Annotated in this window: 20 protein-coding genes; 10 read left to right on the top strand and 10 right to left on the bottom strand. The window is 69.1% G+C overall.

Features of this window, described 5'->3' with window-relative positions; all coding sequences use genetic code 11:
• The first annotated feature begins 55 nt into the window (after window positions 1-55).
• The gene (locus tag M2421_RS02105; RefSeq protein WP_259202929.1) at window positions 56-2233 is read left to right on the top strand and encodes a hypothetical protein; all 2178 of its coding nucleotides are present in this window, start codon (window positions 56-58) and stop codon (window positions 2231-2233) included.
• A 194-nt stretch (window positions 2234-2427) separates the two neighbouring features.
• Here M2421_RS02105 and M2421_RS02100 read toward each other — a convergent pair whose 3' ends face one another.
• From M2421_RS02100 to M2421_RS02090, 3 genes are read right to left on the bottom strand one after another with little or no spacing between them, the layout of a single operon-like run.
• On the bottom strand, window positions 2428-2670 hold the full coding sequence (locus tag M2421_RS02100) for a hypothetical protein (RefSeq protein ID WP_259202926.1): 243 nt from the start codon (window positions 2668-2670) through the stop codon (window positions 2428-2430).
• Window positions 2667-3401, bottom strand: a complete 735-nt coding sequence (locus M2421_RS02095) for a glutamine amidotransferase (RefSeq protein WP_259202923.1) — start codon at window positions 3399-3401, stop codon at window positions 2667-2669. The genes M2421_RS02100 and M2421_RS02095 overlap by 4 nt, the downstream gene beginning before the upstream one ends.
• Window positions 3398-4177, bottom strand: coding sequence for a YggS family pyridoxal phosphate-dependent enzyme (locus tag M2421_RS02090; protein WP_259203533.1), 780 nt, complete (start codon window positions 4175-4177; stop codon window positions 3398-3400). The genes M2421_RS02095 and M2421_RS02090 overlap by 4 nt, the downstream gene beginning before the upstream one ends.
• Window positions 4178-4265: 88 nt before the next feature.
• On the opposite strand from M2421_RS02090, the gene ptsJ reads away from it, so the two are divergent.
• The gene (gene ptsJ, locus M2421_RS02085) at window positions 4266-5588 is read left to right on the top strand and encodes a transcriptional regulator PtsJ (protein ID WP_259202921.1); all 1323 of its coding nucleotides are present in this window, start codon (window positions 4266-4268) and stop codon (window positions 5586-5588) included.
• On the opposite strand, the gene M2421_RS02080 is transcribed toward ptsJ, so the two are convergent.
• The 5 genes from M2421_RS02080 to M2421_RS02060 all read right to left on the bottom strand — a co-directional run bounded on the left by M2421_RS02080 (window position 5555) and on the right by M2421_RS02060 (window position 12804).
• The gene (locus M2421_RS02080; protein WP_259202919.1) at window positions 5555-6061 is read right to left on the bottom strand and encodes a hypothetical protein; all 507 of its coding nucleotides are present in this window, start codon (window positions 6059-6061) and stop codon (window positions 5555-5557) included. The genes ptsJ and M2421_RS02080 overlap by 34 nt on opposite strands.
• A gap of 180 nt (window positions 6062-6241) precedes the next feature.
• On the bottom strand, window positions 6242-9343 hold the full coding sequence (locus tag M2421_RS02075; RefSeq protein ID WP_259202917.1) for an error-prone DNA polymerase: 3102 nt from the start codon (window positions 9341-9343) through the stop codon (window positions 6242-6244).
• Window positions 9340-10755 (bottom strand): DNA polymerase Y family protein, encoded by a 1416-nt coding sequence (locus M2421_RS02070; protein ID WP_259202915.1) that lies wholly within the window; start codon window positions 10753-10755, stop codon window positions 9340-9342. The genes M2421_RS02075 and M2421_RS02070 overlap by 4 nt, the downstream gene beginning before the upstream one ends.
• A gap of 9 nt (window positions 10756-10764) precedes the next feature.
• Window positions 10765-11382 (bottom strand): translesion DNA synthesis-associated protein ImuA, encoded by a 618-nt coding sequence (gene imuA / locus M2421_RS02065; RefSeq protein WP_259202914.1) that lies wholly within the window; start codon window positions 11380-11382, stop codon window positions 10765-10767.
• Between the two features lie 243 nt (window positions 11383-11625).
• Entirely contained in the window at window positions 11626-12804 is a 1179-nt protein-coding gene (locus M2421_RS02060; RefSeq protein ID WP_259202913.1) for an MFS transporter, read from the bottom strand.
• A gap of 76 nt (window positions 12805-12880) precedes the next feature.
• On the opposite strand from M2421_RS02060, the gene M2421_RS02055 reads away from it, so the two are divergent.
• Both M2421_RS02055 and M2421_RS02050 read left to right on the top strand, forming a co-directional pair.
• Window positions 12881-13324 carry a helix-turn-helix domain-containing protein gene (locus M2421_RS02055; RefSeq protein WP_259202912.1) on the top strand — a complete coding sequence of 148 codons (444 nt, stop codon included), beginning with the start codon at window positions 12881-12883 and terminating at the stop codon, window positions 13322-13324.
• 269 nt (window positions 13325-13593) lie between these two features.
• Complete coding sequence (locus M2421_RS02050; RefSeq protein ID WP_259202911.1) at window positions 13594-16416, top strand: glycoside hydrolase family 3 C-terminal domain-containing protein; 2823 nt, start codon at window positions 13594-13596, stop codon at window positions 16414-16416.
• 111 nt (window positions 16417-16527) lie between these two features.
• Here the strand turns inward: M2421_RS02050 and M2421_RS02045 are convergent, their stop codons facing one another.
• Window positions 16528-17424 (bottom strand): LysR family transcriptional regulator, encoded by an 897-nt coding sequence (locus M2421_RS02045; RefSeq protein ID WP_259202910.1) that lies wholly within the window; start codon window positions 17422-17424, stop codon window positions 16528-16530.
• 107 nt (window positions 17425-17531) lie between these two features.
• Between M2421_RS02045 and M2421_RS02040 the strand changes: the two genes are divergently transcribed.
• The 3 genes from M2421_RS02040 to M2421_RS02030 all read left to right on the top strand — a co-directional run bounded on the left by M2421_RS02040 (window position 17532) and on the right by M2421_RS02030 (window position 21287).
• Window positions 17532-18887: an MFS transporter gene (locus M2421_RS02040; RefSeq protein WP_259202909.1), complete on the top strand. Its 1356-nt coding sequence runs from the start codon at window positions 17532-17534 to the stop codon at window positions 18885-18887.
• An 8-nt stretch (window positions 18888-18895) separates the two neighbouring features.
• The gene (locus M2421_RS02035; RefSeq protein ID WP_259202908.1) at window positions 18896-19297 is read left to right on the top strand and encodes a DUF4440 domain-containing protein; all 402 of its coding nucleotides are present in this window, start codon (window positions 18896-18898) and stop codon (window positions 19295-19297) included.
• A 94-nt stretch (window positions 19298-19391) separates the two neighbouring features.
• Complete coding sequence (locus M2421_RS02030) at window positions 19392-21287, top strand: CocE/NonD family hydrolase (protein WP_259202906.1); 1896 nt, start codon at window positions 19392-19394, stop codon at window positions 21285-21287.
• Window positions 21288-21546: 259 nt separating this feature from the next.
• Here the strand turns inward: M2421_RS02030 and M2421_RS02025 are convergent, their stop codons facing one another.
• Window positions 21547-22644, bottom strand: coding sequence for an alkene reductase (locus M2421_RS02025; protein WP_259202904.1), 1098 nt, complete (start codon window positions 22642-22644; stop codon window positions 21547-21549).
• A 212-nt stretch (window positions 22645-22856) separates the two neighbouring features.
• Here M2421_RS02025 and M2421_RS02020 point away from each other — a divergent pair, with 212 nt between their 5' ends.
• From M2421_RS02020 to M2421_RS02010, 3 genes are all read left to right on the top strand, one after another.
• Window positions 22857-23615, top strand: coding sequence for an SDR family NAD(P)-dependent oxidoreductase (locus tag M2421_RS02020; protein WP_259202903.1), 759 nt, complete (start codon window positions 22857-22859; stop codon window positions 23613-23615).
• A 128-nt stretch (window positions 23616-23743) separates the two neighbouring features.
• A complete protein-coding gene (locus M2421_RS02015) occupies window positions 23744-24202 on the top strand; it encodes an MgtC/SapB family protein (protein WP_310439164.1) in 459 nt (152 codons plus the stop codon).
• Window positions 24199-24636, top strand: a complete 438-nt coding sequence (locus tag M2421_RS02010) for a VOC family protein (protein WP_259202900.1) — start codon at window positions 24199-24201, stop codon at window positions 24634-24636. The genes M2421_RS02015 and M2421_RS02010 overlap by 4 nt, the downstream gene beginning before the upstream one ends.
• Window positions 24637-24867: the final 231 nt, after the last annotated feature.

The raw sequence follows: 24867 nt of genomic DNA, 5'->3' as shown, positions 1-24867 counted from the left end.
CGTCGGCCGGATGGGGATAGTGCAGGGGTCATTCTGCTGCCGCGCGCCTATTTCCATGCCCCTGATTCCCGAGCGCGTCCAGCGCTGGCCCCGGCCATGGCGCGTCGCGTTGCTCTCGCTGCTGGCGCTGTATGCGCTGTACCTGGTCGCCGGCAACGTGTTTCTCAATACGCCGCTGTTCGACGCGGTCACCAACCGCAAGCCTGAAAAGTTCAGCATGCAGACCGGCCCGGCGCTGACCCTGCTGCCCGGGCAGGCGGTCGTGTGGAACATCCGCATGCGCGGCCAGGCCAACCGCACCGTGTACGTCTTCCGTGCCGACCGCGCCAGCGCCTGGATCGACCTGGTGGCGCTGTTCCGTCGCGAGGTGCGGATCCCGCGCATCGATGCCACGGGCGTGGAAGCGGACATCCAGCGGGTGGACAAGGCGATCCCGCCTCCGCCGCGTGGCGATCGTGGCTGGACGCTGCGCTTTGATGCCATCCATAGCGACTCGATCCGCAGCGGCCAGTTCGGCAAGCTGCTGATCGTGGGGCAGGGGCATGGCAACGTCGGCTTCCTCAAACAGCTCAAGGGCGGGCCTTCGGAACTGTTCGATTCCACCGCCGGCTTCGAGCAGGCCACGGTCAGTTTCGACGGGGTGAAGGTGCTGGACGAGGCCCATCTGGGTGCACGCTTCCACTTCCCGCGTCACTATCGTGACCAGGCGCCGGGGCTGCGCAAGTTCGAGATCAGCTGGGCCCAGCTGCAGATCGACGCGCGCAGCCAGGCGTTGGAAATCGATACCGGCGGCCCGCATGTCAAGGTGGGCAGCACGCCGTCGAACGCGCGCCTCAACGCCGACGTGGTGCTGGACCAGGGCGCGTTGCAACCGGGCAGCCGCGTGGTGTGGCGGGTGCCGGTGCATGCCGGCGTCGATGCCGATGATCGTGGCCTGCTGTCCCTGCAGCTGGATGTGGCGCAGGACATGCGGGTGCAGGCGCGCCTGCCGCGCGATCCGGAAACCGGCAGTGAACTGCACGCCGACCTGCGCGTGACCGGAACGAAGATTCCGTTCCGGGCGCCGGCCGAGCTGCTGCCGCGGTTGTCCGGGCAGGTGCAGGGCGCGTGGAAGTTCGAGTCGTTGAACTGGATCGCCGATCTGTTCGTGCGCAAGCCCTGGTTCCACCTCGACGGTGGCGGGTTGCTCGAAGGCGACCTGAAGATCGCCGACGGCCAGCTCGCGCCGGGCAGCACGCTGGATATCCCGCAGGTGGCCGCGGTGGCGGAGGTAGCGGGCGTCCGCCTGCGCGGCGATGCCAACGCGCATGGCCGCATCGTGGCCGGCGCACCGGCCCAGGCACAGCTGGACGTGAAGATTCCGCAGTTCCGCGCCGCGCCCACGGACGCGCCCAAGGCGTTGCTGTTCGATGGGCGCGCGATGGCGCTGACCCTGCGCGGCGACGCCCGCCTGCAGCAGTTGCGTGACGGCGTGCGCGCGCACCTGCGCTTCAACGATGCGCGGGTGCCGGACCTGACCGCCTACAACCGCTACCTGGGCAACGACAACGTGCGCCTGCTCGGGGGCACCGGCCTGCTCAGTGGCGATGTGGAAATGGATTCGTCCGGTCGTGTCGGCACGGGCCGGGCCGATCTGCGCGGCCGTGGTGCGCAGCTGCAGGTGGCCGGCATCGCCATGCGCGGGGATGCACAGCTGAAGGCGCTCGTGCAGCGGGCCGATTTCGACGCCAAGCAGTTCGACCTGGGCGGTACGACGGTCGATCTGCGCAACATCCGCGTCGGCGATGCCGGCGGTGAAGACAACTGGTGGGGGACGGTGGCAGTGCGCAAGGGCCATATCGATGCGGCCGCGCCGTTCCAGGTGGATGCGCAGGCCGATCTGCGCCTGCGCGATGCCGGGCCGTTGCTGGGCGTGTTCGCCGAACGCAGCGCCTATCCGCGCTGGGTGCTGGGCCTGCTGGACTCGGGCGAGGTGCAGGCCAGCGGTCAGCTGCGCTGGCGCAGTGGCGAGCTGCGCGTGGAGGATCTCCAGGCCGAGAACGAGCGGCTGTCGTTGCGCGCCCGTCTCGATCTTGCGCATGCGCAGCGGCGGGGGGATCTGTACTTGCGCTGGGGCGTATTGGGCGCCGGGATCGAGCTGAAGGGCCAGCAGCGCAAGTGGCACCTGGCCGGCGCGCGCGAGTGGTACGAGCAGCAGCCGCGATTGTTGCCCGCCAGTGGATCGGCCCCGTAATTCGTTGGAATCTGCAGCCACGCCATGCGTGGCTGGCGCGATGCCGCTGATGGCGTAAGCGCCTTGCGGCGCCGTGTTGCCTGTCCGATGAAGATCGCGAACGGGCGGCAGGCCGTGGTGCGCCAGCCACGACGGCTGGCGCCTGGCTGGCTGGAGGGGGGACGCTGCATTGGCGGCACGCCGGAGGCGTGGGATCAATCCAGAGGTGCGGGCATGTCCTGGTAAACGACCTCGCTGCTCAACACGCGCAATCCCTGTGGCCCGCTGCTCAATAGCCGCTGTTCGCCCACGGCCTGTTGCCACTGCAACTGGAATCCCTGTGCTTCGGGCAGTTGCGCGGCGAGCGTGTGCAGGTGGTGGCGCGCCTGCGGACCGTCGCTGTCGAAGCGGCCGAGCAGCGCACCGTGCTGGTGCACGATCAGGCGATGGCTGCTCATGCGGTCACCACTTCGGTCACCGCCGGCGCCGGCAATGCATCCAGCCACGCGCCGAACAGGTCGCGTGCAGCCGCAGCGAGCGGTGCGGCGTAGCGTGCGGCCTGCTCGCGCAGTTGGCGGGGGTCGATGCCGGCGTTGTGCAGTTCGTCGGCATGGCCGATGAGCCAGGTTTCGATCCGGCTGGCATCCACTTCGGGGTGGCATTGCAGGGCCAGCAGGTGGTGGCCGATGGCGAAGCCCTGCTGCGCGCAGGCGGGTGTGGCGGCCAGGCGTTGCGCGCCGGCGGGCAGGTCGAAGGTTTCGCCATGCCAATGCAGCACCGGGATGCCGACCAGGGCGCGCAGCGGCGAGGCCAGGCCGGCGTCGGTCAGTGACAGCGGGGCAAAGCCGATTTCCTTGGCTCCCATGGGCACCACCGATGCGCCCAGCGCACGCGCGATCAACTGCGCGCCAAGGCAGATGCCCAGGGTAGGGTGCTGTGCCTGCAGACGACGCTGCAGCAGCGTCTGCAACGGGGGCAGGTGCGGGTAAGTGCGGGTGTCGTTGGCGCTGATCGGCCCGCCCAGGACGATCAGCAGGTCGGCATGTTCGGCGTCATCGAGCGGGTCGATGCCAGCCTGCAGCGTGCTCAGCCGCCAGCCGCGTGCGGCCAGCAGCGCGGCGAGCACGCCGGTGTCCTCGAAGGCGACATGCTGGACGGCCACGGCGTGGCGGAGCGTTGGCGTGGTCATGGCGTTGCCTCCGGTGCCGGCGTGGGCCAGTAGAAGCTGTCCGGGGTGGCACGCGCGCCGAAGATGGCCTGGCCGACGCGGACCACGGTAGCCCCTTCCTCGATGGCCAGGTCGAAATCGCCGGACATGCCCATCGACAGTTCGTCCAGGGTGACCCCCTCCGGCAAGGTCGGGCGCAGCCGGTCGCGCAGGTCGCGCAGACGCGCGAAGCAGGGGCGGACCAGGCTCGGGTCCGGCGAGAACAGGGCCAGGGTCATCAGCCCGCGCACGCGCAGCCGGGTGAAGGCGGGCAGTTGCTGCAGGAAGTCGGCCACTGCGATCGGATCCAGCCCGTACTTGCTGGCTTCACCGGAGGTGTTGACCTGCACGAACACCTCCAGGTCGCGCTGCTCCAGCTCCAGGCGGCGGTCCAGTGCCTCGGCCACGCGCAGGCTGTCCAGCGCCTGGAACTCGCTGGCAAAACGCGCCACCTCGCGGGCCTTGTTGGTCTGCAGGTGGCCGATCACCGACCAGCGGATGGGCAGGTCGGCCATGGCCTCGGCCTTGGCCTGCGCTTCCTGCACCTTGTTTTCGCCCAGTTCCTGGCAGCCGGCCTGCCAGGCCAGCCGCAGGCGCGCTTCATCGACGGTCTTGCTGACCGGCAACAGGCGCACGCTGGCCGGGTCGCGGCCGGCGCGTTCGCAGGCGCGGGCGATGCGTTGGCGCACGGCGTGCAGGTTGTGGGCGATCTCGTCGACAGTGGTGGCCTGCGGCCAGTCGGGGCGTGCGATGGTCATGCGGAACTCCGGAAACGGGGACAGCTGCACGGCGGCCTCGCGCATGCAACACTGTCCCGGGACGATTCATATATTGGCATAGGACAAAATGAAAATCACCGGCCAGACCGCCAGTGCGGTGTTCGACAGCATCCGCGCACAGATCCTCAGCGGGGCACTCGCGCCGGGCCAACTGCTGCCGCCGGTACGCGAACTGGCGCAGCGACTGGATATCAACCGCAACACCGTGGCGGTCGCCTACAAGCGCCTGGATGCGGCCGGATTGGCGCAGACCCAGGGCCGCCGCGGCACCGTGGTGATCGCGCCGCCCACACCCGGGGCGCAGGAGGGCAGCGCGGCCGGTTCGGCCCTGCACGATCTGTCCAGCGGCAATCCCGATCCGCAATGGTTGCCGGATCTGCGTGCGTTGTTGCCGGCACGTGCGCCACGCTTGTATGGCGCGCCCACCATCGACCCGCTGCTGGAGCGGCTGGCGCGCGTGCAGCTTGACCCGGACTGCCCGCCCGGCTATGCCGTGGAACTCAGCCACGGCGCGGTCGATGCGATCGAGCGGGTGCTGGGCGGCTGGCTGCTGCCGGGGGACCGGGTGGCGGTGGAGAATCCGTGCTTCCTCGGCAGCCTCAACACACTGCGCGCGGCCGGCCATGCCACCGCGGCGGTGGCGATCGATGCACAGGGCATGCTGCCGGCATCGCTGGCGCAGGTATTGGAGGGCGGTGCGCGCGCGGTGCTGCTGACCCCGCGTGCACACAACCCGACCGGTGCCAGCCTCGGCAGCCGCCGCGCGCGGGAACTGCGGCAGGTGCTGGCGCGGCATCCGGAGGTGCTGGTGGTGGTCGACGATCATTTCGCATTGTTGTCGCAGCAGCCGTATCACGCGGTGATCGGCGCGGGCACGCGGCGCTGGGCGCTGGTGCGTTCGCTATCCAAGGCACTGGGGCCGGACCTGCGGTTGGCGGTGCTGGGCTGCGATGCCGACACCGCCGCGCGGTTGCGTCTGCGCATGGCCCCCGGCACTGGTTGGGTCAGCCATCTGCTGCAGGATGCAGCTGCGGCGGCGCTGGGTTCGGCGCGGGTGATGGCGCGGGTGGCCAAGGCCGGGCGCGACTACGCCCAGCGCTGTCGGACGCTGCAGCAGGCGCTGGCCGAGCAGGGCATTGCCACGCCTGCGGTGATGGATGGCCTGAACCTGTGGCTGCCATTATCGGCCGACAGCCAGCCGCTGGTGCTGGCGCTGGCACAACGGGGCTGGCAGCTGCGCGGCGGCGAGGTGTTCGCCGTGCAACCGGGCGTGCACGGCCTGCGCATCACCACGGCGATGCTGGGCGCGGCCGATGCGCGGCGGTTTGCCGTGGACCTGCGCCATGCGCTGGAGCGTCAGGGCGCGCTGGGCGTGCTCGGGCGCACGTAGTGCGATTGGCCGTTGTCGCCGACGAAGATCAGCTCCGGCTTGCCCTGCCATGAGGTGAGCATGGCGCCGGTGCTGTTCTGGTGCTTGATCACCAGGGTGGCGCCGCGATCCGGGTTGGCGGTGACCTTGAAGACTTCGGTGGTGCCGCTGGCATCGTCCAGGGTGAGCATGGCTTCATCGCCGACATCGGCGGTGCCGTAGCCGCCGCGTTCGGAGCCATCGGCGCCGAGCAGGATCAGGCCGGACAACGGCGAGGCGCGCGGCCCCTGCGACACGCCTTTGCTGAGTGGATCGGGCACCGGCGCCCCCAGGATCACCCGGGCCTGACCGTTGCCGTCTTGGATGACCAGGCCACGCGCGGTGATCACCCGGTCCTCGGCCTGGCTCTGGTGCAGGCGCAGGGCGGTCCAGCCGGAGACGACCAAGGCGAGGCTGGAGACGATCAGCGTGGTGAGGGTGAGTGCGCGGGACACGAGCGGCTCCAGATCCTTGGAAGGCAGCGACAATAGCGGAAGGGGCAATTGCGACGCCAGTCGGGAAACTCTGTATTTACATCTATCGTGAAGTAGATCACGCGTTGAGGGCCGTCGCGCGGGTCGTGCAGCGCGCTGCACAGCGCAGTGCGCGAGGGGATGTGGTAAGGCGCGCTGCGGTCAGTGGAAGTCGCGGCTGCGCGTGCGCACGCCGTCGATCAGGGCATCGATGTTGTGCATCTGGCGCACGATCAGGTGCTGCACGCCGTCCACGCGTTCGAGCCGGCCATCGATCTGCATCATCCGCGCTTCGACCAGCACGCGATGCTGGCGGTCGGCGATCTTGCGCCAGACCACGGCGTTGACCATGCCGCATTCGTCTTCCAGGGTGAGGAAGGTGACCCCGCTGGCGGTCTGCGGGCGCTGGCGCATGCGCACCAGCCCGGCGAAACGCACGCTGCGCCCGTGCGGCAGCGCGGCCAGCTCGTCCGAGCGCTGGCAGCGCCGCTGGCGCAGCTGCGGGCGGATGAAGGACACCATGTGCCGGCCCAGCGTGGTGCCGGTGCTGTTGTAGTCGGCCTGCATGTCCTCGAAGGCGCTGGGCAGCGGCAGCGGCACGCTGGCTTCGACGGTGGCGCGCGCGGTGTCGAACAGCGGCAGCGGTTTTTCCACGCCGGACACTTCCCAGCGCGCGCGATGGCGATGCCCGCTCAGCCCCTTCAATGCACCGGCATCGGCAAGCAGGCCCTGGTGACGGCGATCCAGCCGCGCGCGTTGGCTGAGATCGGCCACGCTCTCGAACGGCAGCCGTGCGCGTGCCTGCACCAGCGCGATGGCGACGTCTTCGCTGAAGCCGTCGATCAGGCGAAGGCCCAGGCGGATGCCGAACGGGCGGCCCGGCGTGGTGGGCGGCAGCAGCGTGCAGTCCCAGTCGCTGTGGCGCACATCCACTGGCAGCACCGGCACGCCGTGGCGGCGCGCGTCCTGCAGGATCTGGTCCGGCGTGTAAAAGCCCAGCGGCTGGCTGTTGATCAGGCTGGCGGCGAATGCGGACGGGTGGTGGCACTTGAGCCAGCAGCTGACATAGGTGATCAGCGCGAAGCTGGCCGCGTGGCTTTCCGGGAAACCGTAACTGCCGAAGCCCTTGATCTGCTCGAACAGGCGCTCGCCGTATTCGCGGCTGTAGTTGTTGGCGGCCATGCCAGCGAGCAGCTTGGCGCGGTGCGGCTCCAAGCCACCGTGGCGTTTCCACGCCGCCATCGAGCGGCGCAGCGCATCGGCCTCGCCGGCAGTGAAGCCGGCGGCGGCCACCGCCAGCTGCATCACCTGTTCCTGGAACAGCGGTACACCGAGGGTGCGCTTGAAGACCTTCTCCAGCGCGGGCGGGTAGTCGATTTCCTCGATGCCTTCTTCCTTGAGCTTCTTGCGGCGGTTCAGGTACGGATGGACCATGTCGCCCTGGATCGGGCCGGGGCGCACGATCGCCACCTCGATGACCAGGTCGTAGAAGCAGCGCGGCTGCATGCGCGGCAGCATGGCCATCTGCGCGCGCGACTCGATCTGGAACACGCCCAGGGTGTCGGCGCGGCAGATCATGTCGTAGGTGGGCTCATCGCCGGAGGGGATATCGGCCATGCCCATCTTCGGCGCGCCATGCGCGTGCAGCATGGCCAGGCACTTGCGCACCGCGGTGAGCATGCCCAGCGCCAGGCAGTCGACCTTCATCAGCCCGGTGGCGTCCAGGTCGTCCTTGTCCCACTGGATCACGGTGCGGTCGGCCATGGCCGCGTTCTCCACCGGCACCAGTGTGGACAGGGGGTGTTCGGAAATCACGAAACCGCCCGGGTGCTGGGACAGGTGGCGCGGGAAATCGACCAGCTCGCTGGTCAATGCCACCACCCGCCGCATCAGCGGCGTGTCCGGGTCGAAGCCGCGCTCGCGCAATGCCTCGGGCAACGGCTCGTGGCTGCTCCAGCGGTCCAGGCAGGCGGCCAGTTCGTTGACCTGGTCCGGTGGCAGGCCGAGCACGCGGGCCACGTCGCGCACCGCGCTGCGGCCGCGGTAGCTGATGGCCACGGCGGTGAGTGCGGCGCGCTCGCGGCCGTAGCGGTTGAACACGTACTGCAGCACTTCCTCGCGGCGCTCGTGTTCGAAATCGATGTCGATGTCCGGTGGCTCGTCGCGCTCTTCGGAGATGAAGCGCTCGAACAGCAGCTCCATCTCGCTGGGGTCGATCTCGGTCACGCCCAGCACGTAGCACACCGACGAATTGGCGGCCGAGCCGCGGCCCTGGCAGAGGATCTGCTGGCTGCGCGCGAAGCGCACGATATCGTGCACGGTCAGGAAGTAGGACTCGTACTGCTTGGTGTGGATCAGGTCGAGTTCGTGTTCGATCTGCCTGCGTTGTTTGGGCGTGGCACCGCTTTTCCAGCGCCATTGCATGCCTTCCTCGACCAGCGTGCGCAGCCAGCTGGCCGGGTCGTGCCCGGCCGGGATCAGTTCGCGCGGGTAGGTGTACTGCAGTTGCTTGAGATCGAAGTGGCAGCGGTCGGCGATGCGCAGGGTCTCGGCCAGCAAGGCCGGCGGGTACAGCGCGGCCAGCGCCTGGCGGGTGCGCAGGTGGCGTTCGCCGTTGGGAAACAGGCGCCAGCCGGCATCGGCGATGGTGCAGTGGTGGCGTATCGCGGTGAGGGTGTCCTGCAGGGCGCGGCGGCGGCGCACATGCATGTGGACATCGCCACTGGCCACCAGCGGGATGGCATGTGCCGTGCCGAAGCGTTGCAACGCGTCCAGGCGTTGCGCATCGTCGGCCTCGCGGTGCAGTTCCACCGCCAGCCACAGCCGCCCGGCGAAACGCGCCTGCAGCCAGGCCGCATCTTCCGCGCCGGGGGTGCGGTCCAGCCACAGGCACAGCAGGCTGGCCGGCAGGGCATCGAAGTCCTCGCGCAGGCAGCGGTATTCGCCCTTGGGCGCGCGTCGGCGGCAGGTGGTGATCAACTGGCACAGGCCGGCATAGGCGGCCAGGTCGGTGCACAGCAGGACCAGCCTGGGGCCGTCGTCCAGCTGGAATTCGGCGCCGGTGATCAAGGCCAGGTCGTGCTTCTTCGCCGCCTGCCAGGCGCGCACGATGCCGGCCAGCGAGCATTCGTCGGTGATCGCCAGTGCGCGGTAGCCCTGGCCCTTGGCACGCGCGAACAGTTCCTCGGCGATCGATGCGCCGCGCTGGAAGCTGAAGGCCGACAGGCAGTGCAGTTCGGCGTAGCCGGGCAGGGCGGCGCTCATGCGAACCAGCCGTGCAGCATCCACGGCCCCCCGCGCCCATCGGCGCTGGTATAGGCCCAGCCACGTTGGCCCTGTGCGGTCTGCACGACGTAATAGTCGCGGCGGATATCGCCTTCGTCCCACCACCCCGATTCGATCCGCTCGGGGCCGGACAGGATGCGCAGGTGCGGATCGAGCAGCGGCTGCGGGCGCGGCAGCAGCCAGCCCGGGCGGAGCGGCAGCGGCGGCGGTGGGCCCTTGGGCGCGCCGTGCGCATCGCCGCTGGCCCGTTCCGGGCGGTGCTCGGCACGCAGTCCCAGGCCCTGCACGGCCTCATCGCCCAGCCGCGCGCGCAGGCGTTCGCGCACCTGCTCCCACGGCATCGCCTGCTGTGGGCGTGGGTCGAACAGGTCGCGCGCGGCGGGGACGAACGGCGGCAGGTGCTCGGCCTGCAGGCGCAGACCACGGCTGCCGGCCGGCAGCTGCAGGTGGTCCACGCGGTTGCGGGCCAGCTCGAACAGCATCGCCGCATCGCGCTCGGGGGCGAGCAGGCCGATGCTCAGGCAGGTGTCCGGGTGCTGGTCGTGTTCGAACCACAGATCGAAACGCTGCACGCCGCCATCGCGCGAGCACAGGAACGCGGCCAGATCGCCGGTCAGGCGGCGCAGCGGGAACAGCAGGGCCTGGGTGGACTCGATTTCGTAATCGAACTCGATGCGCGCATCGAAGCGGTCCGGTGGCTGGAAATAACGCAACGGCGGCGTGCTGATCCCGCGCAGCGCATCCAGGTGGGCCAGCACCTGCGGCGGGAAGCGCCGGGCCAGGCTCTCGCGCGGCAACTGGAAGGCCGCGCCCAGCGTGCGCAGGCCCGAGCGCGCCAATACCGTGACCGCCTCGGCCGGCAGGCCGCTGTGCTCGATCGGCAACTGCGCCAGGGTGGCCTCGAGCTGGCCGGCCTCCACCCCCAGCCGCGCATGTACGCGGGTCAATACCCAGGCCGCATGCGGATTTGGTGCGGCGACCAGGCGATGGCGGAAGCCGAGGTCCTTCAAGCCATCGCACAGGCGTTTCTCGATCGCCGGCCAGTCGCCGAACAAGGCGCGGCTGGCACCGATCTCCAGCGCCAGCGCGTGCGGAAAGGCCAGGCTGACCTGCGAACTGATGCCGTACAGCCAACTGGCCAGCAGCTGACGGGTGGCCTGCTCGGCGCGCGGGTCATGTTCGACGGTGAGCATGTCGCGGGTGAGCACCTGCGCCGCCGAGAGCAGCATGCCGCGACGCAACCCCAACCGACGGGCCGACGGACTCACCGCATGCAGCACGCGGCGCTGCGCCGGGCCGTTGAGCAGCACCAGCGGCACCGATGGATCGGGCTGCTGGCGCAGCGCCGCATCCAGCGCCAACTGTGGCAACAACAGGCAGGCCCAGTGCACGGCGGCCGCTCAATGCGCCAGCGACAGCGGCAAGGGCTGCGCAGGGGCCATGCCGCCGCGGCACTTGAGCACGCGCACCTGGCCGTTTTGCAGTTGCAGGCGCAGCGGCGCCGGCGAACTGTTGCGGGCCTGGCGCAGGTCGCGGAAGGCAAAGCCCAGGCACTGGCCGGTTTCGGCGGCCACCTGCAGCCGGCGCAGGGCACGGTCGTCGGCCTGCTGCGGCCAGCACAGCACGGCCGCACAGGCGGCGGAGCGCAGGCATTGCTCGGCCGCCCACAGCGCATCGCGCGGACTGGCCTGCACCACCTGGACCTGGCCCAGCGTCACCCCGGCGCCGGCCCAGCCAGGCGCATGCGGCAGGTAGGGCGGGGCGATCAGGACCACGGTCTGTTGCTGCTGGCTCAACCGCGCCAGGGTGGGCCAGACCAGGGCCAGCTCGCCTTGCCCGGGGGCGGCCAGCAGTACTTCGGACAGGGCCGACGGCGGCCAGCCGCCGCCCGGCAGGCGCGCGTCCAGTGCCGGATGCCCGGTGGGGTGCAGGGCAGTGGCCGGCAGCGCCGTGCGCGGGCTGCCGCGCCAGACCTGGCGGGTTTCCAGCAGCTGGTCCAGGGCCACCACCGCGCCCATCAGCGCACCTCCCGAGGGGGCTGGCACAGGCGGAAGCGGGCGGGAAACCGGGGCATGGCGGCGAGTATCGGCAGGGCGCGTGTCAGGGGCTGAGACCGACAATCCTACCCGCAATTAGTAAAAATGCTAACGCATTCGATAGCCGTGTTTTGAACCCGGTCGGGGTGATGAATGCTTCATCTGCCACCTCCGGTGGCGCCACGCCTGCATGGCTGACAGAAGCCATCGCCCGGAACGCAGACGCTACCGGGCAGGATCCGGGCGGCGCATCGACAGCCAGAGACCCAGCGCGGCAGCCGATACCCCGGCGCCCACGCCGCACACGCCAGGCCAACCGTGCGCGGCATACACCGCGCTGCCCAGCACCGCCCCCAACCCGCTGCCGGCGGCATAGAACAGCATGTAGGCGGCGATCACCTGTGCCTGCGCGTGCGGCGCGGCGGCCAGGATCAGGCTCTGGTTGGTGACGTGCAGGGCCTGCACGGCCAGATCGAGCAGCAGCACGCCCAGCACCAGCCAGCCCAGGTGCAGCGACAGCCCCGCCAGCGGCGCCCAGCTCAGCAGCAACAGCAGCAACGCCGCGCCGGTCACGCGTTCGGCATGGCCTTGGTCGCTCCAATGCCCGCTGCGTGAGGCGGCCAGCGCGCCAAGCAGACCGACCAGCGCGAACGCGCCGATCGCGGTGTGGCTGAGCGCCTGGGGTGGGGCGCTCAGGGGCAGCGCCATGCTGCTCCAGAACAGCCCGAACGCAACGAACATCAACATGCCGAGCACGCCGCGCCGGCGCAGCACCGGGTGCTGGCGCAGCAGCGCGGGCAGGGACAGCCGCGGCGTTGCGGCCGGTATCGGCAAGCGTGGCAGGCGCACCCACAGCAGCACGCCGCTGATCACCATCAGCGCGGCCGACAGCAGGTAGACCGCGCGCCAGCCGGCCAGGTCGGCAACGCCACCGGCCACCACCCGCGCCAGCAGCAACCCGATCACCACCCCGGCCTGGGCGGCACCGACCACGCGGCCGCGCTCGTGCGCATCGGCGGCGGCGGCCGCATAGGCGATCAGGCCCTGGGTCATCGCGGTGCCGAGCAGGCCCAGCGCGAGCATGCCCAGCAACAGCGCCAGCGCGTTGCCGGCGCAGGCGACGCCGAACAGGGCCAGCACCAGCGCCGCGTTCTGCACCGCCATCAGGCGGCGCCGGTCGCGGCGGTCGCCCAGCGGCACCAGCCACAGCAGGGCCAGCACCGAGCCGAGCTGGGTGGCGGCGATCACCGCGCCGACCCGCGCGGTGCCGATGTGCAGGTCGGCGGCCAGCGCATCCAGCAGCGGTTGGGCGTAGTAGACGTTGGCCACGCTGAGGCCGGCGGCGCAGGCGAACAACAGCAGCAGGGGCGTGGCGGTGCGGGGCAGGGAGGCGGCGTGCGACATACGGTGGTCTCAAAATAGAACCAGTTGATTCTGGCGCACATGGTTCTAAAATGAAACCACTTCTGGAGGGCCCGCCATGCATGACGATCCGAACCTGACCTGCCCGGTGGCGCGTGCGTTGGACGTGGTGGGCGACCGCTGGTCGTTGCTGATCGTGCGCGACGCCTTTGACGGCGTGTGCCGTTTCAGCGATTTCCAACGCAGCCTGGGCATGTCGCGCAGCATGCTCAGCCAGCGCCTGCAGGCCCTGCAGGATTCCGGCGTGCTGGCGCAGCAGGCGGCCGCCGATGGCAGCCGGTATCACGACTATGTACTGACGGCGCAGGGCCGGGCGCTGTTCCCGCTGGTGGTGGCGCTGCGGCAATGGGGCGAGGGCTTCCTGTTCGCCGAAGGTGAACCGCGTTCGCAGCTGCTGACGATCGCCGATGGCCGGGGACTGGCCCCGCTGCTGCCGCGCGACGCCGATGGGCAGGTGCTGGAGGCGGCGGCCACCCAGGTGGTGAAGCCCGCCGCAGGGTAATCGGCGGCGGCCGCATGCGCCTGCGAATCTGAACGCGCTGTTGACAGGCATGAACAGGGTGGACGACTCTTCACCGGATGGGTGTCGCCTGCGACGCCCACCGGACAGCATGGCTGTATCGACGGGCGGAGGGGCCTGGTCGTAGCCGTGCCGGCCCGCTGGTACCCGATACCGGCCTGCAAAGGTCGGGATCCGCCATCTTGGCGCTGCACCCTTCTGCGGCACGACTCCCTGGATTTTTTGCGCAAGCAAAGGTGTTTCGCCCGCTCATGAAAACGATTTCAAAGCCACTGGCCCTGACGGCCGCCATCACGCTCTCGCTCACCGCTTCGGCCTGGGCGTCCTCGCCCAAGGTTGCCGACAGCGGCGATGCCTTCACCGTGCTCCGCCTGGACCAGGCGCCCGCGCACCTGGATATCCAGCAGGTGGCCGACCAGCTGCAGGCACTCAACGTGGATGCGTTGACCGTCGGCAACGTGCACCGCCCCGCCGATACCGCCGACACCAGCCACGTGCCGGATCCGCTCGAGGCGCTGGCCGACCAGCTGGGCTACACCTATCGTTTCATCAGCGCCGATCCGGCCTCGGCCGAACGTCGCGGCAGCATCGTGATCGCGCGCCTGCCGGTGGAAGCGACCTCGGGCGTCGAAGCACCGGGCCTGGATTACCTGCGTTTGAACGACGGCCGCCACGTGGTGGCGCTGTACACCCGCAGCGCCGAGGACAGCAGCGGCCTGAAGGCACTGGTCGACGCCTCGCGCGTGGGCGCCCCGGCCGTGCTGCTCGGGGCCGATGCGGCCAGCGCCCAGGCCGCCGGCTTCCAGGCCAGTGGCGATGCCACCTATTCCCAGGGGTTCCAGTCCTCCTCCAGCACCGCGGTCAAGCTGCGCCTGGATGCCGGCAAGACCGCGCTCAAGGGCACCCTGGTGACCCTCGGTTACGCCGCCCCGGTCGGTGGCGATACGCCGTGGATGGATACCGCGCTCAACGCCGATGCACGCGCCCGCCTGATCGTGGCGAAGATGACCGACGATGAGAAATTCCAGATGCTGCACAGCTACTTCGGGCTGGGCAAGGATGGCGGGCCGTTGCCGGAAGGCGCGGTCGGTTCGGCCGGTTTCGTGCCGGGCGTGGCGCGCCTGGGCATCCCGTCGCAGCAGTCGGCCGATGCCGGCGTGGGCGTGACCAACCCGGGCGGCATCCGCAAGGGCGACCACGCCACGGCGATGCCGTCGGGCCCGTCCACCGCCTCGAGCTGGAACCCGGAAGTGGCCTTCGCCGGTGGCGCCACCATGGGCCGCGAGGCCTGGCAGCAGCGCTTCAACATCCTGCTGGCCGGCAGCGTCAACCTGCAGCGCGACCCGCGCAATGGCCGCAACTTCGAATACGCCGGCGAAGATCCCCTGCTGGCCGGTCGCCTGGTGGGCGAGTCGATCCGTGGCGTGCAGAGCCAGCACGTCATTTCGACGATGAAGCACTTCGCGCTCAACGACATGGAAACCTCGCGCAATTTCCACAGTGCCGAGATCGGCGAGCAGGCCATGCGTGAATCGGACCTGCTGGCCTTCGAGATCGCGCTGGACATCGGCAAGCCCGGCTCGGTGATGTGCTCCTACAACCGCATCAACGGCACCTACGGCTGCGAACACGATTACCTGATGAACCAGGTGCTCAAGCAGGAATGGAAGTTCCCCGGTTTCGTGATGTCCGATTGGGGCGGCGTGCACAGCGGTTCCAAGGCGGCGCTGGCCGGCCTGGACCAGCAGTCGGCCGGCGAGGTGTTCGACAAGGCGGTGTTCTTCGATGAACCGCTGCGCCTGGCCGTCAACGGTGGCGTGGTGCCGCGCGCGCGCCTGGATGACATGGTCCGCCGGATCCTGCGCGCGATGTTCGCCAACGGCAATTTCGACCTGCCGCCGCAGCACCAGCCGATCGACGATGCTGCCGGCTTCGCCGCCGCCCAGCGCACCGTGGAAGAGGGCAGCGTGCTGCTGCGCAATGCCAACGACGTGCTGCCGCTGGGTGCAGAGGTCAAGCGCATCGTGGTCATCGGCGGGCATGCCGACAAGGGCGTGATCGGTGGCGGTGGTTCGTCGATGGTGGGCTGGACCGCCAAGGGCACCAACGCGGTGCCGGGCGTGCTGCCGACCACCTGGCCGGGCCCGGTGATCTTCCACCCGTCCTCGCCGCTGGAGGCGCTGCGCGCCGAGCGTCCCGACGCGCGCATCGACTACGTGGATGGTCGTGATGTCGCCGCTGCGGCGCGCGCGGCGGCCGCGGCCGATGTGGCCATCGTGTTCGCCACGCAGTGGTCGGCCGAGTCGGTCGACCTGCCGCACATGAAGCTGCCCGACAACCAGGACGCGCTGATCGCCGGGGTGGCCAAGGCCAATCCGAAGACGGTGGTGGTGCTGGAAACCAACGGCCCGGTCGAGCTGCCGTGGCTGCAGCAGGTACCGGCGGTGCTGCAGGCGTGGTACCCGGGCATCCGCGGTGGCGAAGGCATCGCCGCGCTGCTCACCGGCAAGGTCAATCCGTCCGGTCGCCTGCCGGTGACCTGGCCGGTGGATGCCAGCCAGCTGCCGCGCCCGGAAGTGAACGGCCTGGGCTTCAATCCCAAGCACAAGCCGGACGACACCATCGACTACACCATCGAAGGCGCCAACGTCGGCTACAAGTGGTTCGCCGCCAAGGGCCTGGCCCCGCAGTTCGCGTTCGGCCACGGCCTGTCGTACACGCAGTTCAGCTACGACAACCTCAGCGCGGTGTCGCAGGGCCAGCGCCTGGTCGCCACGGTGGACATCCGCAATACCGGCAAGGTGGCCGGTGCGGACGTGGCGCAGCTGTACCTGAAGCTGCCCGATGGCAGCGCCACGCCGATCCGCCTGGTGGGCTTCCAGAAGGTGATGCTGCAGCCGGGCGAATCGCGCCGGATCCGCATCGAGGCCGAGCCGAAGACGCTGGCCAGCTTCGACACTGCCGACAAGCAGTGGAAGATCGCCGAGGGCCGTTACGAACTGCAGCTCTCGCGCGCGGCCGGCGAGCCGCTGCAGAGCACGCCGATCGTGCTGAGCGGCGGCGTGGTGCGCTGAGCAGGATGGGTACCGGCCCATGGTCGGTACCCATGGGGCGGACGACCCACGGTCGGTACCGGTCCTGGAGTACCGGGCAGGGCACGATTCCGGGTCGTGCCCGCTGTTGATTCAGCCCGGAAGCTGCTGGCGCAGGTGCGCCAGCAGCAGTTGCACCCGGCGCGAGGGATGGGCGGTGTTGGGAAACACCGCGTAGACGCCCTGGCGCGGGAAGCGATGCCCACGCAGGATCGGCAGCAGCCGGCCGGCGGCGAGGTCATCGGCGATCAACCACTGCGGCAATACCGTCGCCCCGGCCCCGGCCAGTGCGAAGGCGCGCAGCGTGGACGCATTGTCCACGGTGACCACCGCATCGGCGGGGTTGCTGGCAAACAGCTGGTCGCTGCCGTCGGGCGCGATCAGGGGCAGGTCGGCCAGGCGCGGATAACCCAGCCGTGGCAGCGTGCGGATCCAGTCCGGGTCGTCGCGGGCGGCCTCGTCGGGCAATGCAGACAACAGGGACGGCGCAGCCACCGCGCACAAGGCATGCTCATCGAGCAGGGTGGCGCGCAGCTCCGAGTCGGCCATGCGCCCCAACCGGATCGCCAGATCGAAGCGCTCGGGAATCAGGTCGGCATGTGTCGGCGAGGTCGACAGGTGCAGGCGCAACTGCGGGTGCTGGGCGCGGAATGTTTCCAGCAGGGTCACCAGCCTGGCGCTGGCATATTCGGGCGTGGTGGTCAGGCGCAGCGTGCCGCGCAGCTGCAACTGCTCGCTGCGCGCGTCCTCGATGGCCTGCGCGGCGGTGGCCAGCATGGCCACGCAATGCTGGTGGAAACGCTCGCCGGCCTCGGTCAAGGCCAGGCTGCGGGTGTTGCGCACCAGCAGGGTGACACCCAGTTCCTGTTCCAGCCGCTTCAGATTGAAGCTCACCACTGCCTTGCTCTGGCCCAGCCGCTGTGCGGCGGCGGTGAGGCTGCCGGCGTCGACCACCGCCTTGAACGTCTCGAAGCGGTCCAGGCTGACCATTGCCCCGCCTTTGAATGTCAAAAATGACTTGACAGTCTTGCATTGGATGTTCGGTTTATCCAGCGCGTGCCGGCGCGCATGCTGCGTCCTCACCAACGGAGCGCGCCATGACTTACCGGACCAAAGTGGAGGGGCTGTACCTGCTCGGGTTCTCGCTGGACCTGGTCAACATGTTCATCGGCAACGTCGCCTATCCGGCGCTCGCGGCCGAGCTGCACGCCTCGGTGCCGCAGTTGGCATGGATCGGCAACGCCTACATGCTCGGGCTGACGCTGGTGATTCCCCTGGGCGGCTGGTTGGCCGCGCGGCTGGGCGAGCGGGCGCTGCTGTGCCTGTCGCTGGGTGTGTTCGCGCTGGCGGCGGTCCTGGCCGGCAGTGCGCCGAGCATCGAGGCGCTGATCGGCTGGCGCTTCCTCCAGGGGTTGGGCGGCGGGCTGTTGATACCGGTCGGGCAGGCGCTGGCCTATCGGCATTGCCCGCCGACCGAGCGCGGCCGGCTGACCGCACGGATCATGGCGGTCGCGCTGCTGGTGCCGGCGTTGTCGCCTGCACTGGGCGGGTGGCTGGTCGGGCTGGGATCGTGGCGCTGGGTGCTGTGGGCCAGCGTTCCGCTGGCGGTGTTGGCGCTGGTGCTGGCGGCGCTGTGGATCCGGTCCGAACCGCCCTTGGCATTGCCGCGCCTGGACCGGCGCGGGCTGGTGCTGGGCTCGCTGGGCCTGAGCCTGCTGCTGGTGGCCCTGAGCCTGATCGCCGAGGCGCCGCAACGTGCGCTGGGCGTTGCGATGCTGGCCGCGGCCGCAGGCATTCTGATCGTCTATGCACGCACGGCCAGGCACACCGCAGAGCCGGTGCTGCAGTGGACGCTGCTGCGGCATCCCTCGTTGCGGCTGGCGATGCTGATCTACCTGTTGGTGCCCGGCACCTTCATCGGCACCCAGCTGGTGGCCACCCTGCTGCTCAGCCGGCTCGGTTACAACCCGGCCAGCATCGGCGGCTTCATGCTGCCATGGGCGCTGGCCTCGGCATGTGCCATCGCCACCACCCGCAGCGCGCTGCCGCGGATCGGACCGCGCGTGCTGCTCAGCGCGGGCATGGCCTGCCAGGCCATCGGCATCGCGCTGCTGCTGGCGGTGCAGCCGTCGCAACCGCTGCTGGCGGTGCTGGCGTTCGTGCTGATGGGGCTGGGCGGCAGCCTGTGCAGCAGCACCGCGCAGACGCTGGCGTTCCAGGGCCTGGCGCATGAAGAACTGATGCCGGGCAGCGCGCTGTGGAATCTCAATCGCCAGCTCAGTTTCTGCCTGGCCGCCGCATTGCTGGCGTGCGTGCTGGGTGCATTGACCGCCGTGCTGCCCGGACACGCATTTGCCCTCACGCTGCTGCTGGCCAGCGGCATGACCCTGCTGCCCCTGCCGCTGCTGTGGCGGATACCGGCAGCGACCCTTTCCCTGCGAGCCACACCATGACCCCTGCAATGCATGCTCTCTCCCACGCCGCCTTCGACGAGGTGCGCCTGCTGCACGTGATGATCGAAGACTGGTTCAACGCGCGCGTGCCGGCCCGTGATCTGGAACCATTGCTGGCGCGCTTCAGCGATGACTTCAGCATGGTCGGCATCGGCGGGATGCGCCTGGACAAGCCGGTATTGGCGCGCTTCTTCGCCAGCGCGCATGGCGGCCGGCCAGGCCTTCGCATCGAGGTGGCCGAGCTGGCGGCGATCGCGTTGCCGGGCGACGCCTGTGCGGTGCGCTACCGCGAAGACCAGACCGACGCCGCGGGGCTATCGACGCGGCGCGAGGCATTGGCGGTGCTGGTCATCGGCCCCGGGGGGGAACTGCAATGGACGGCTTTGCAGGAAACGTCGGTTGGCGGCTGAATGCGCCTAACGGCGACCTTTGGCACCTACCCGGGCGGCGCGCCCGGCGCTAGGCTGCCAAGGTTCGTCGTCACCACCTGCCGGGAGAGAGCCCATGCGTGTCCGTGTCGTGCCTGTCGTGTTGTTGAGTCTCATGGTTGCCGCCAGTGTGTCGGCGCAGACCTCGCCGATGACCCCGGACATCCCGGCCAAGGGCTTCGTGACGCCCACGGCCAACGACAACTACGACAAGCGCGTGGTGATGGTGCCGATGCGCGACGGCACCAGGCTCTACACGGTGATCGTGGTGCCCAAGGGCGCCAGGAACGCCCCGATCCTGCTGACCCGCACGCCCTACGACGCGGCCAACCGCGCCAAGCGCATCGACTCACCCAACATGCGCGACATCCTGCCGCAGGGTGATGAGGTGTTTGTCGACGGCGGCTACATCCGGGTGTTCCAGGACATCCGCGGCAAATACGGCTCCGAGGGCGATTACGTGATGACCCGGCCGCTGCGCGGCCCGCTCAACGGCACCAAGGTGGACCATGCCACCGACGCCTGGGACACCATCGACTGGCTGGTCAAGCACGTGCCGGAGAGCAACGGCAAGGTGGGCATGCTGGGCTCATCGTATGAAGGCTTCACCGTGGTGATGGCGCTGACCAACCCGCACCCGGCGTTGAAGGTGGCCGCGCCGCAGAGCCCGATGATCGACGGCTGGATGGGCGACGACTGGCTCAACTACGGTGCGTTCCGCCAGGTCAACTTCGGCTATTTCACCGGGCAGCTGGCCAAGCGCGGCAAGGGTCCGTCGATTCCCAGCGTGGGCTACGACGACTACACCACTTTCCTGCGTGCCGGGTCGGCCGGGGACTACGCCAAGGCCAACGGGCTGGATCAGTTGCCGTGGTGGCACAAACTGGTGGAACACCCGGCGTACGACTCGTTCTGGCAGGAACAGGCGCTGGATGCGCAGATGGCCAAGACGCCGCTGAAGGTACCGACCATGTGGTTGCAGGGCCTGTGGGACCAGGAAGACATGTGGGGCGCGGTGCACAGCTATGCAGCGATGGAACCACGCGACAGCAGCAACACGCTCAATTACCTGGTGATGGGCCCATGGCGGCACAGCCAGGTGAACTACGACGGCAGCAACCTGGGCGCGCTGAAGTTCGAGGGCGATACCGCGCTGCAGTTCCGTCGCGACGTGCTCAAGCCGTTCTTCGACCAATACCTGGTGGATGGCGCGGCCAAGGCCGATACGCCGCCGGTGCTGATCTACAACACCGGTGAAAACCACTGGGACACGCTGCAGCAGTGGCCGCGCACCGCCGCACGGAGCAAGCCGCTGTACCTGCGCGCCGGCGGCAAGCTGTCGTTCGAGGCACCGCAGCCAGGCGAGGCCACCTACGAGGCGTACGTGGCCGACCCGGCCAAGCCGGTACCGTTCGTGCCGCGGCCGGTGCGCTTCGCCGATCGTGACATGTGGACCAGTTGGCTGGTCAAGGACCAGCGTTTCGTGGATGGGCGCACGGACGTGCTGACCTTCGTGAGCGAACCACTGACCGAGCCGCTGCGCATCGGTGGCGCGCCGCAGGTGAACCTGCAGGCCTCCACGACCGGTACCGATGCCGACTGGGTGGTGAAGCTGATCGACGTGTATCCCGACCAGACGCCGTCGACGCCGGAGATGGGCGGCTACGAACTGGCGGTGTCGATGGCGATCTTCCGGGGGCGCTATCGGGAGAGCTTCAGCGATCCGAAGGCGATTGCGAGCAACCAGGTGCTGGATTACCGATTCGGCCTGCCGACGGCCAACCATGTGTTCCAGCCGGGCCATCGGGTGATGGTGCAGGTGCAGTCCAGCCTGTTCCCGCTGTACGACCGCAATCCGCAGACCTTCGTGCCGAACATCTACCTGGCCAAGCCGGGCGATTACCAGAAGGCGACGCAGCAGGTGTGGCACGCGCCGCAGCAGGCGAGTTTCATTTCGCTGCCGGTGTATTGAGTGCGCAGAGCCGACTGACGGTTGGCTCTACGGGTATAGGCGCAGCCGACCAACGGTCGGCTCTACGGGGTGCAGCTGACTGACGGTTGGCTTTACGGGCGCAGCCGACCAACGGTCGGCTCTACGGGTACAGCTGACCGACGGTTGGCTTTACGGGCGCAGCCGACCGACGGTCGGCTCTACGGGGTACGGCCGGCCGACGGTTGGCTTTATGGGGCGCAGCCGACCAACGGTCGGCTCTACGGGGTCTGGGGCCGTGTCATGCGCCTGAGACGCTCGGGTAATCGGTGTAGCCGTGCGACCCACCGCCGTACAGCGTGTCCGGGTCCAGCTCGGACAGGGCTACGCCGAGGCGCAGGCGTTCGACCAGGTCGGGGTTGGCGATGAAGGGGCGTCCGAAGGCGATCACGTCGGCATAGCCGGAGGCGATGGCGGCTTCGGCGGTGTCCTTGGTGTAGCCATTGTTGGCGATCCACGCGCCCTTGAACTTTGCGCGCAGCGCCGCGTAGTCGAACGCGATGTTGTCGCGTGGGCCGCCGGTGGCCCCTTCGATGACGTGGATGAAGGCCAGCGGGCCGATCGCGTCCAGGCGCTCGACGGCGCGCTCGAACAGCGGCTGCGGGTCCGAATCGTGGGCGTCGTTGGCCGGGGTCACCGGGGACAGGCGCACGCCGGTGCGCTCGGCGCCGATTTCCGAGGCGATCGCACGCACGACGTCATCGAGCAGGCGGGTGCGGTTCTCGATGCTGCCGCCGTAGGCGTCGGTGCGATGGTTGCTGCCGTCGCGCAGGAACTGGTCGATCAGGTAGCCGTTGGCCGCATGCACTTCCACGCCATCGAAACCGGCGGTGATGGCGTTGCGTGCGGCCTGGCGGTAGTCCTGGATCAACGCCGGGATCTCCGCCAGGTCCAGTGCGCGCGGCACCGAGACATCTTCAAAGCCCTTGGCGGTGAAGGTCTTCGCCTTGGCCTGCAGCGCGCTCGGCGCCACCGGCACCTGGCCTTCGGGCAGCAGGCTGGTGTGCGAAATGCGGCCCACGTGCCACAGCTGCAGCACGATCTTGCCGCCAGTCTCGTGCACCGCATCGGTGACCTTCTTCCACGCGTCGATCTGGGCCTGGTTGTAGATCCCGGGCGTGTCCAGATAGCCCTGGCCGAGCGGGCTGATCTGCGTAGCCTCGGCGATCAGCAGGCCGGCGCTGGCGCGCTGGGCGTAGTACTGGACGGCGAGCGGATTGGGTACTCGGCCTTCGATGGCACGATTGCGGGTCAGCGGTGCCATCGCGATGCGGTTGGCCACCGCGATCGCGCCGAGGCGGGTGGGGGTGAACAACGGGCCGTCACTGGAAGAAGTCATGTGCAATACCTTGGGGGAGGGCGCTGCCGGATGTGCAGCGTGGACAGACAGGATGTGGATGTACGCGAACCAGCATAGGGGCAGCTGCGTTGCAGCGATGGGAAGCATTGTTGCGACGTCCCGCGTGCACGTTCTGTAACGCCTCGCGGGCGTACCGTCGTGCCAGGTGCAGGCGATGCCTGCCGGCAGTTTCCAACCAGAGGTACAACGCGATGATTGATTATCAGCTCACGGGCAAGGTGGCGATCGTGACCGGCGGGGTGTCGGGCATCGGCCTGGCCGCCGCAGAACTGCTGGCCGCGTCCGGCGCGGCGGTGGCGGTGTGGGACCTGAAGCACGACGCGGTGCAGAAGACGGCCGACGCACTGCGCGCCAAGGGTGCCAAGGCGATTGGCATCGCACTGGATGTCACCGACGAGCAGGCCGTCGAGGCGGCGGTCAAGCAGACCGTGCAGGCCTTGGGCGGCCTGGACATCGCCGTCAACAACGCCGGCATCGGCGGTCCGTCCGCCAGCAGCGGCGACTATCCGGTGGACGGCTGGAAGCGGGTGATCGATGTGAACCTCACCAGCGTCTTCCTGTGCCAGCGCGCGCAGATCCAGGCGATGCGCGCGGCCGGCAAGGGCGGCAGCATCATCAACATGGCCTCGATCCTGGGCCAGGTGGGCTTCAACAATTCGGCCGCCTACGTGGCGGCCAAGCATGGCGTGGTGGGGCTGACCCAGACCGCGGCCTGGGAGCATGCCGGCGACCGGATCCGGGTCAACGCGGTGGGCCCGGGCTTCATCGCCACGCCGCTGCTGGAAAAGATGGACCCGACGGTAAAGAAGGCGCTGGAGGGCAAGCATGCGCTGGGCCGGCTCGGCCAGCCCGACGAGGTGGCGGCACTGGTGGCCTGGCTGGCCAGTGACGATGCGAGCTTCGCCACCGGCACCTATTACGCCATCGACGGCGGCTACCTGGCGCAGTAAGCCGGGTCCCGCACCGGTCATGCGGCAGCCACAACGCCGCATGACCGTGCACGCCTACCTCACGCGTCCCTTCACGGGCTTGCCACGGCGCTCGCGCAAGGCTGGAGCGAACAGGCGAGGACGTGCGGATGGGATGGGAACAGGATCTATCGATATTGCTGCGGATAGGCGCAGCGATGGTGTTCGGCGGGCTGATCGGCATCGAGCGCGAGATGGGCAAGCATGCGGCGGGTCTGCGCACGCACATGCTCATCGCCGGCGCTGCGGCATTGATCGTGGGCCTGGGCGACAGCATTGCCGAACACTTCCAGCAGGAGCGCTACCGCGACCTGTTGCAGGTTGATCCGGTGCGACTGATCGAAGCGGTGGTGGCCTGCGTCGGCTTCGTCGCCGCCGGCACCATCCTGCGCGGCACGCGCGATGACCAGGTGAGTGGGTTGACCACGGCCAGTTCGTTGATCATGTCCGCCGCGATCGGCATCGCGGTGGGTATCGGGGAGTACGTGATCGCCATCGGCGTCAGCATCCTGTGCCTGATCGTGCTGGCGGTCTTCAGCCGTGTCGCCAAGAAACTGGAGTCCTCATGAGCAGCGATCGCCCCTTCGAGATCCAACGTATCGACCACGTGGTGCTGCGCGTGCAGGACCTGCCGCGCGCGGTGGCCTTCTACCGCGATGTGCTCGGCTGCACGGTGGCGCGCGAGCGGCCATCACTGGGCATGGTGCACCTGCATGCCGGGGCATCGATGATCGACCTGATCGGCATCGATGGAAAGCTGGGCAAGCCGGGCGGGGCGGCGGCGGGTGCCGAGGGGCGCAACCTGGAGCATGTGTGCCTGCGCGTGGAGCCCTTCGATGTGGAGCAGTTGCGGGCGCACCTGCAGACGCACGGGGTGGCATTGAGCGGCAAGCCGGAGAGCCACTTCGGCGCGGAAGGGGATGGGGTGTCGGTCTACCTGCGCGATCCCGACGGCAATGGCGTGGAACTGAAAGGGCCGGCGAGCGACTGCGGCTGCAGTTAATGGTCCTACCAATCACGGGTGACTGCGCTGTGGTTTAATGGGCAGCTGCCGCGAAGTCGACATGCTTCGCGGGCGCCTCCCGGGTAACGCGGATTATTGGTAATACCAATGACGGGGCCCGGCGGGCATCCCGGCCGGTGTCTTCGCGCACCGGCCGCCCTCCGTTTCTGATGAGATCCGCCGATGCAGTCCCGCCACGTCCTGTGTGACCCCTCCCAGCCATGGACGCGC

The sequence above is a fragment of the Stenotrophomonas sp. BIGb0135 genome, from assembly GCF_024810105.1.
Lineage (GTDB): Bacteria > Pseudomonadota > Gammaproteobacteria > Xanthomonadales > Xanthomonadaceae > Stenotrophomonas > Stenotrophomonas maltophilia_AB.
Note: the sequence above shows the minus strand (reverse complement) of the source record. Positions and strands in the feature narration are given on the sequence as shown.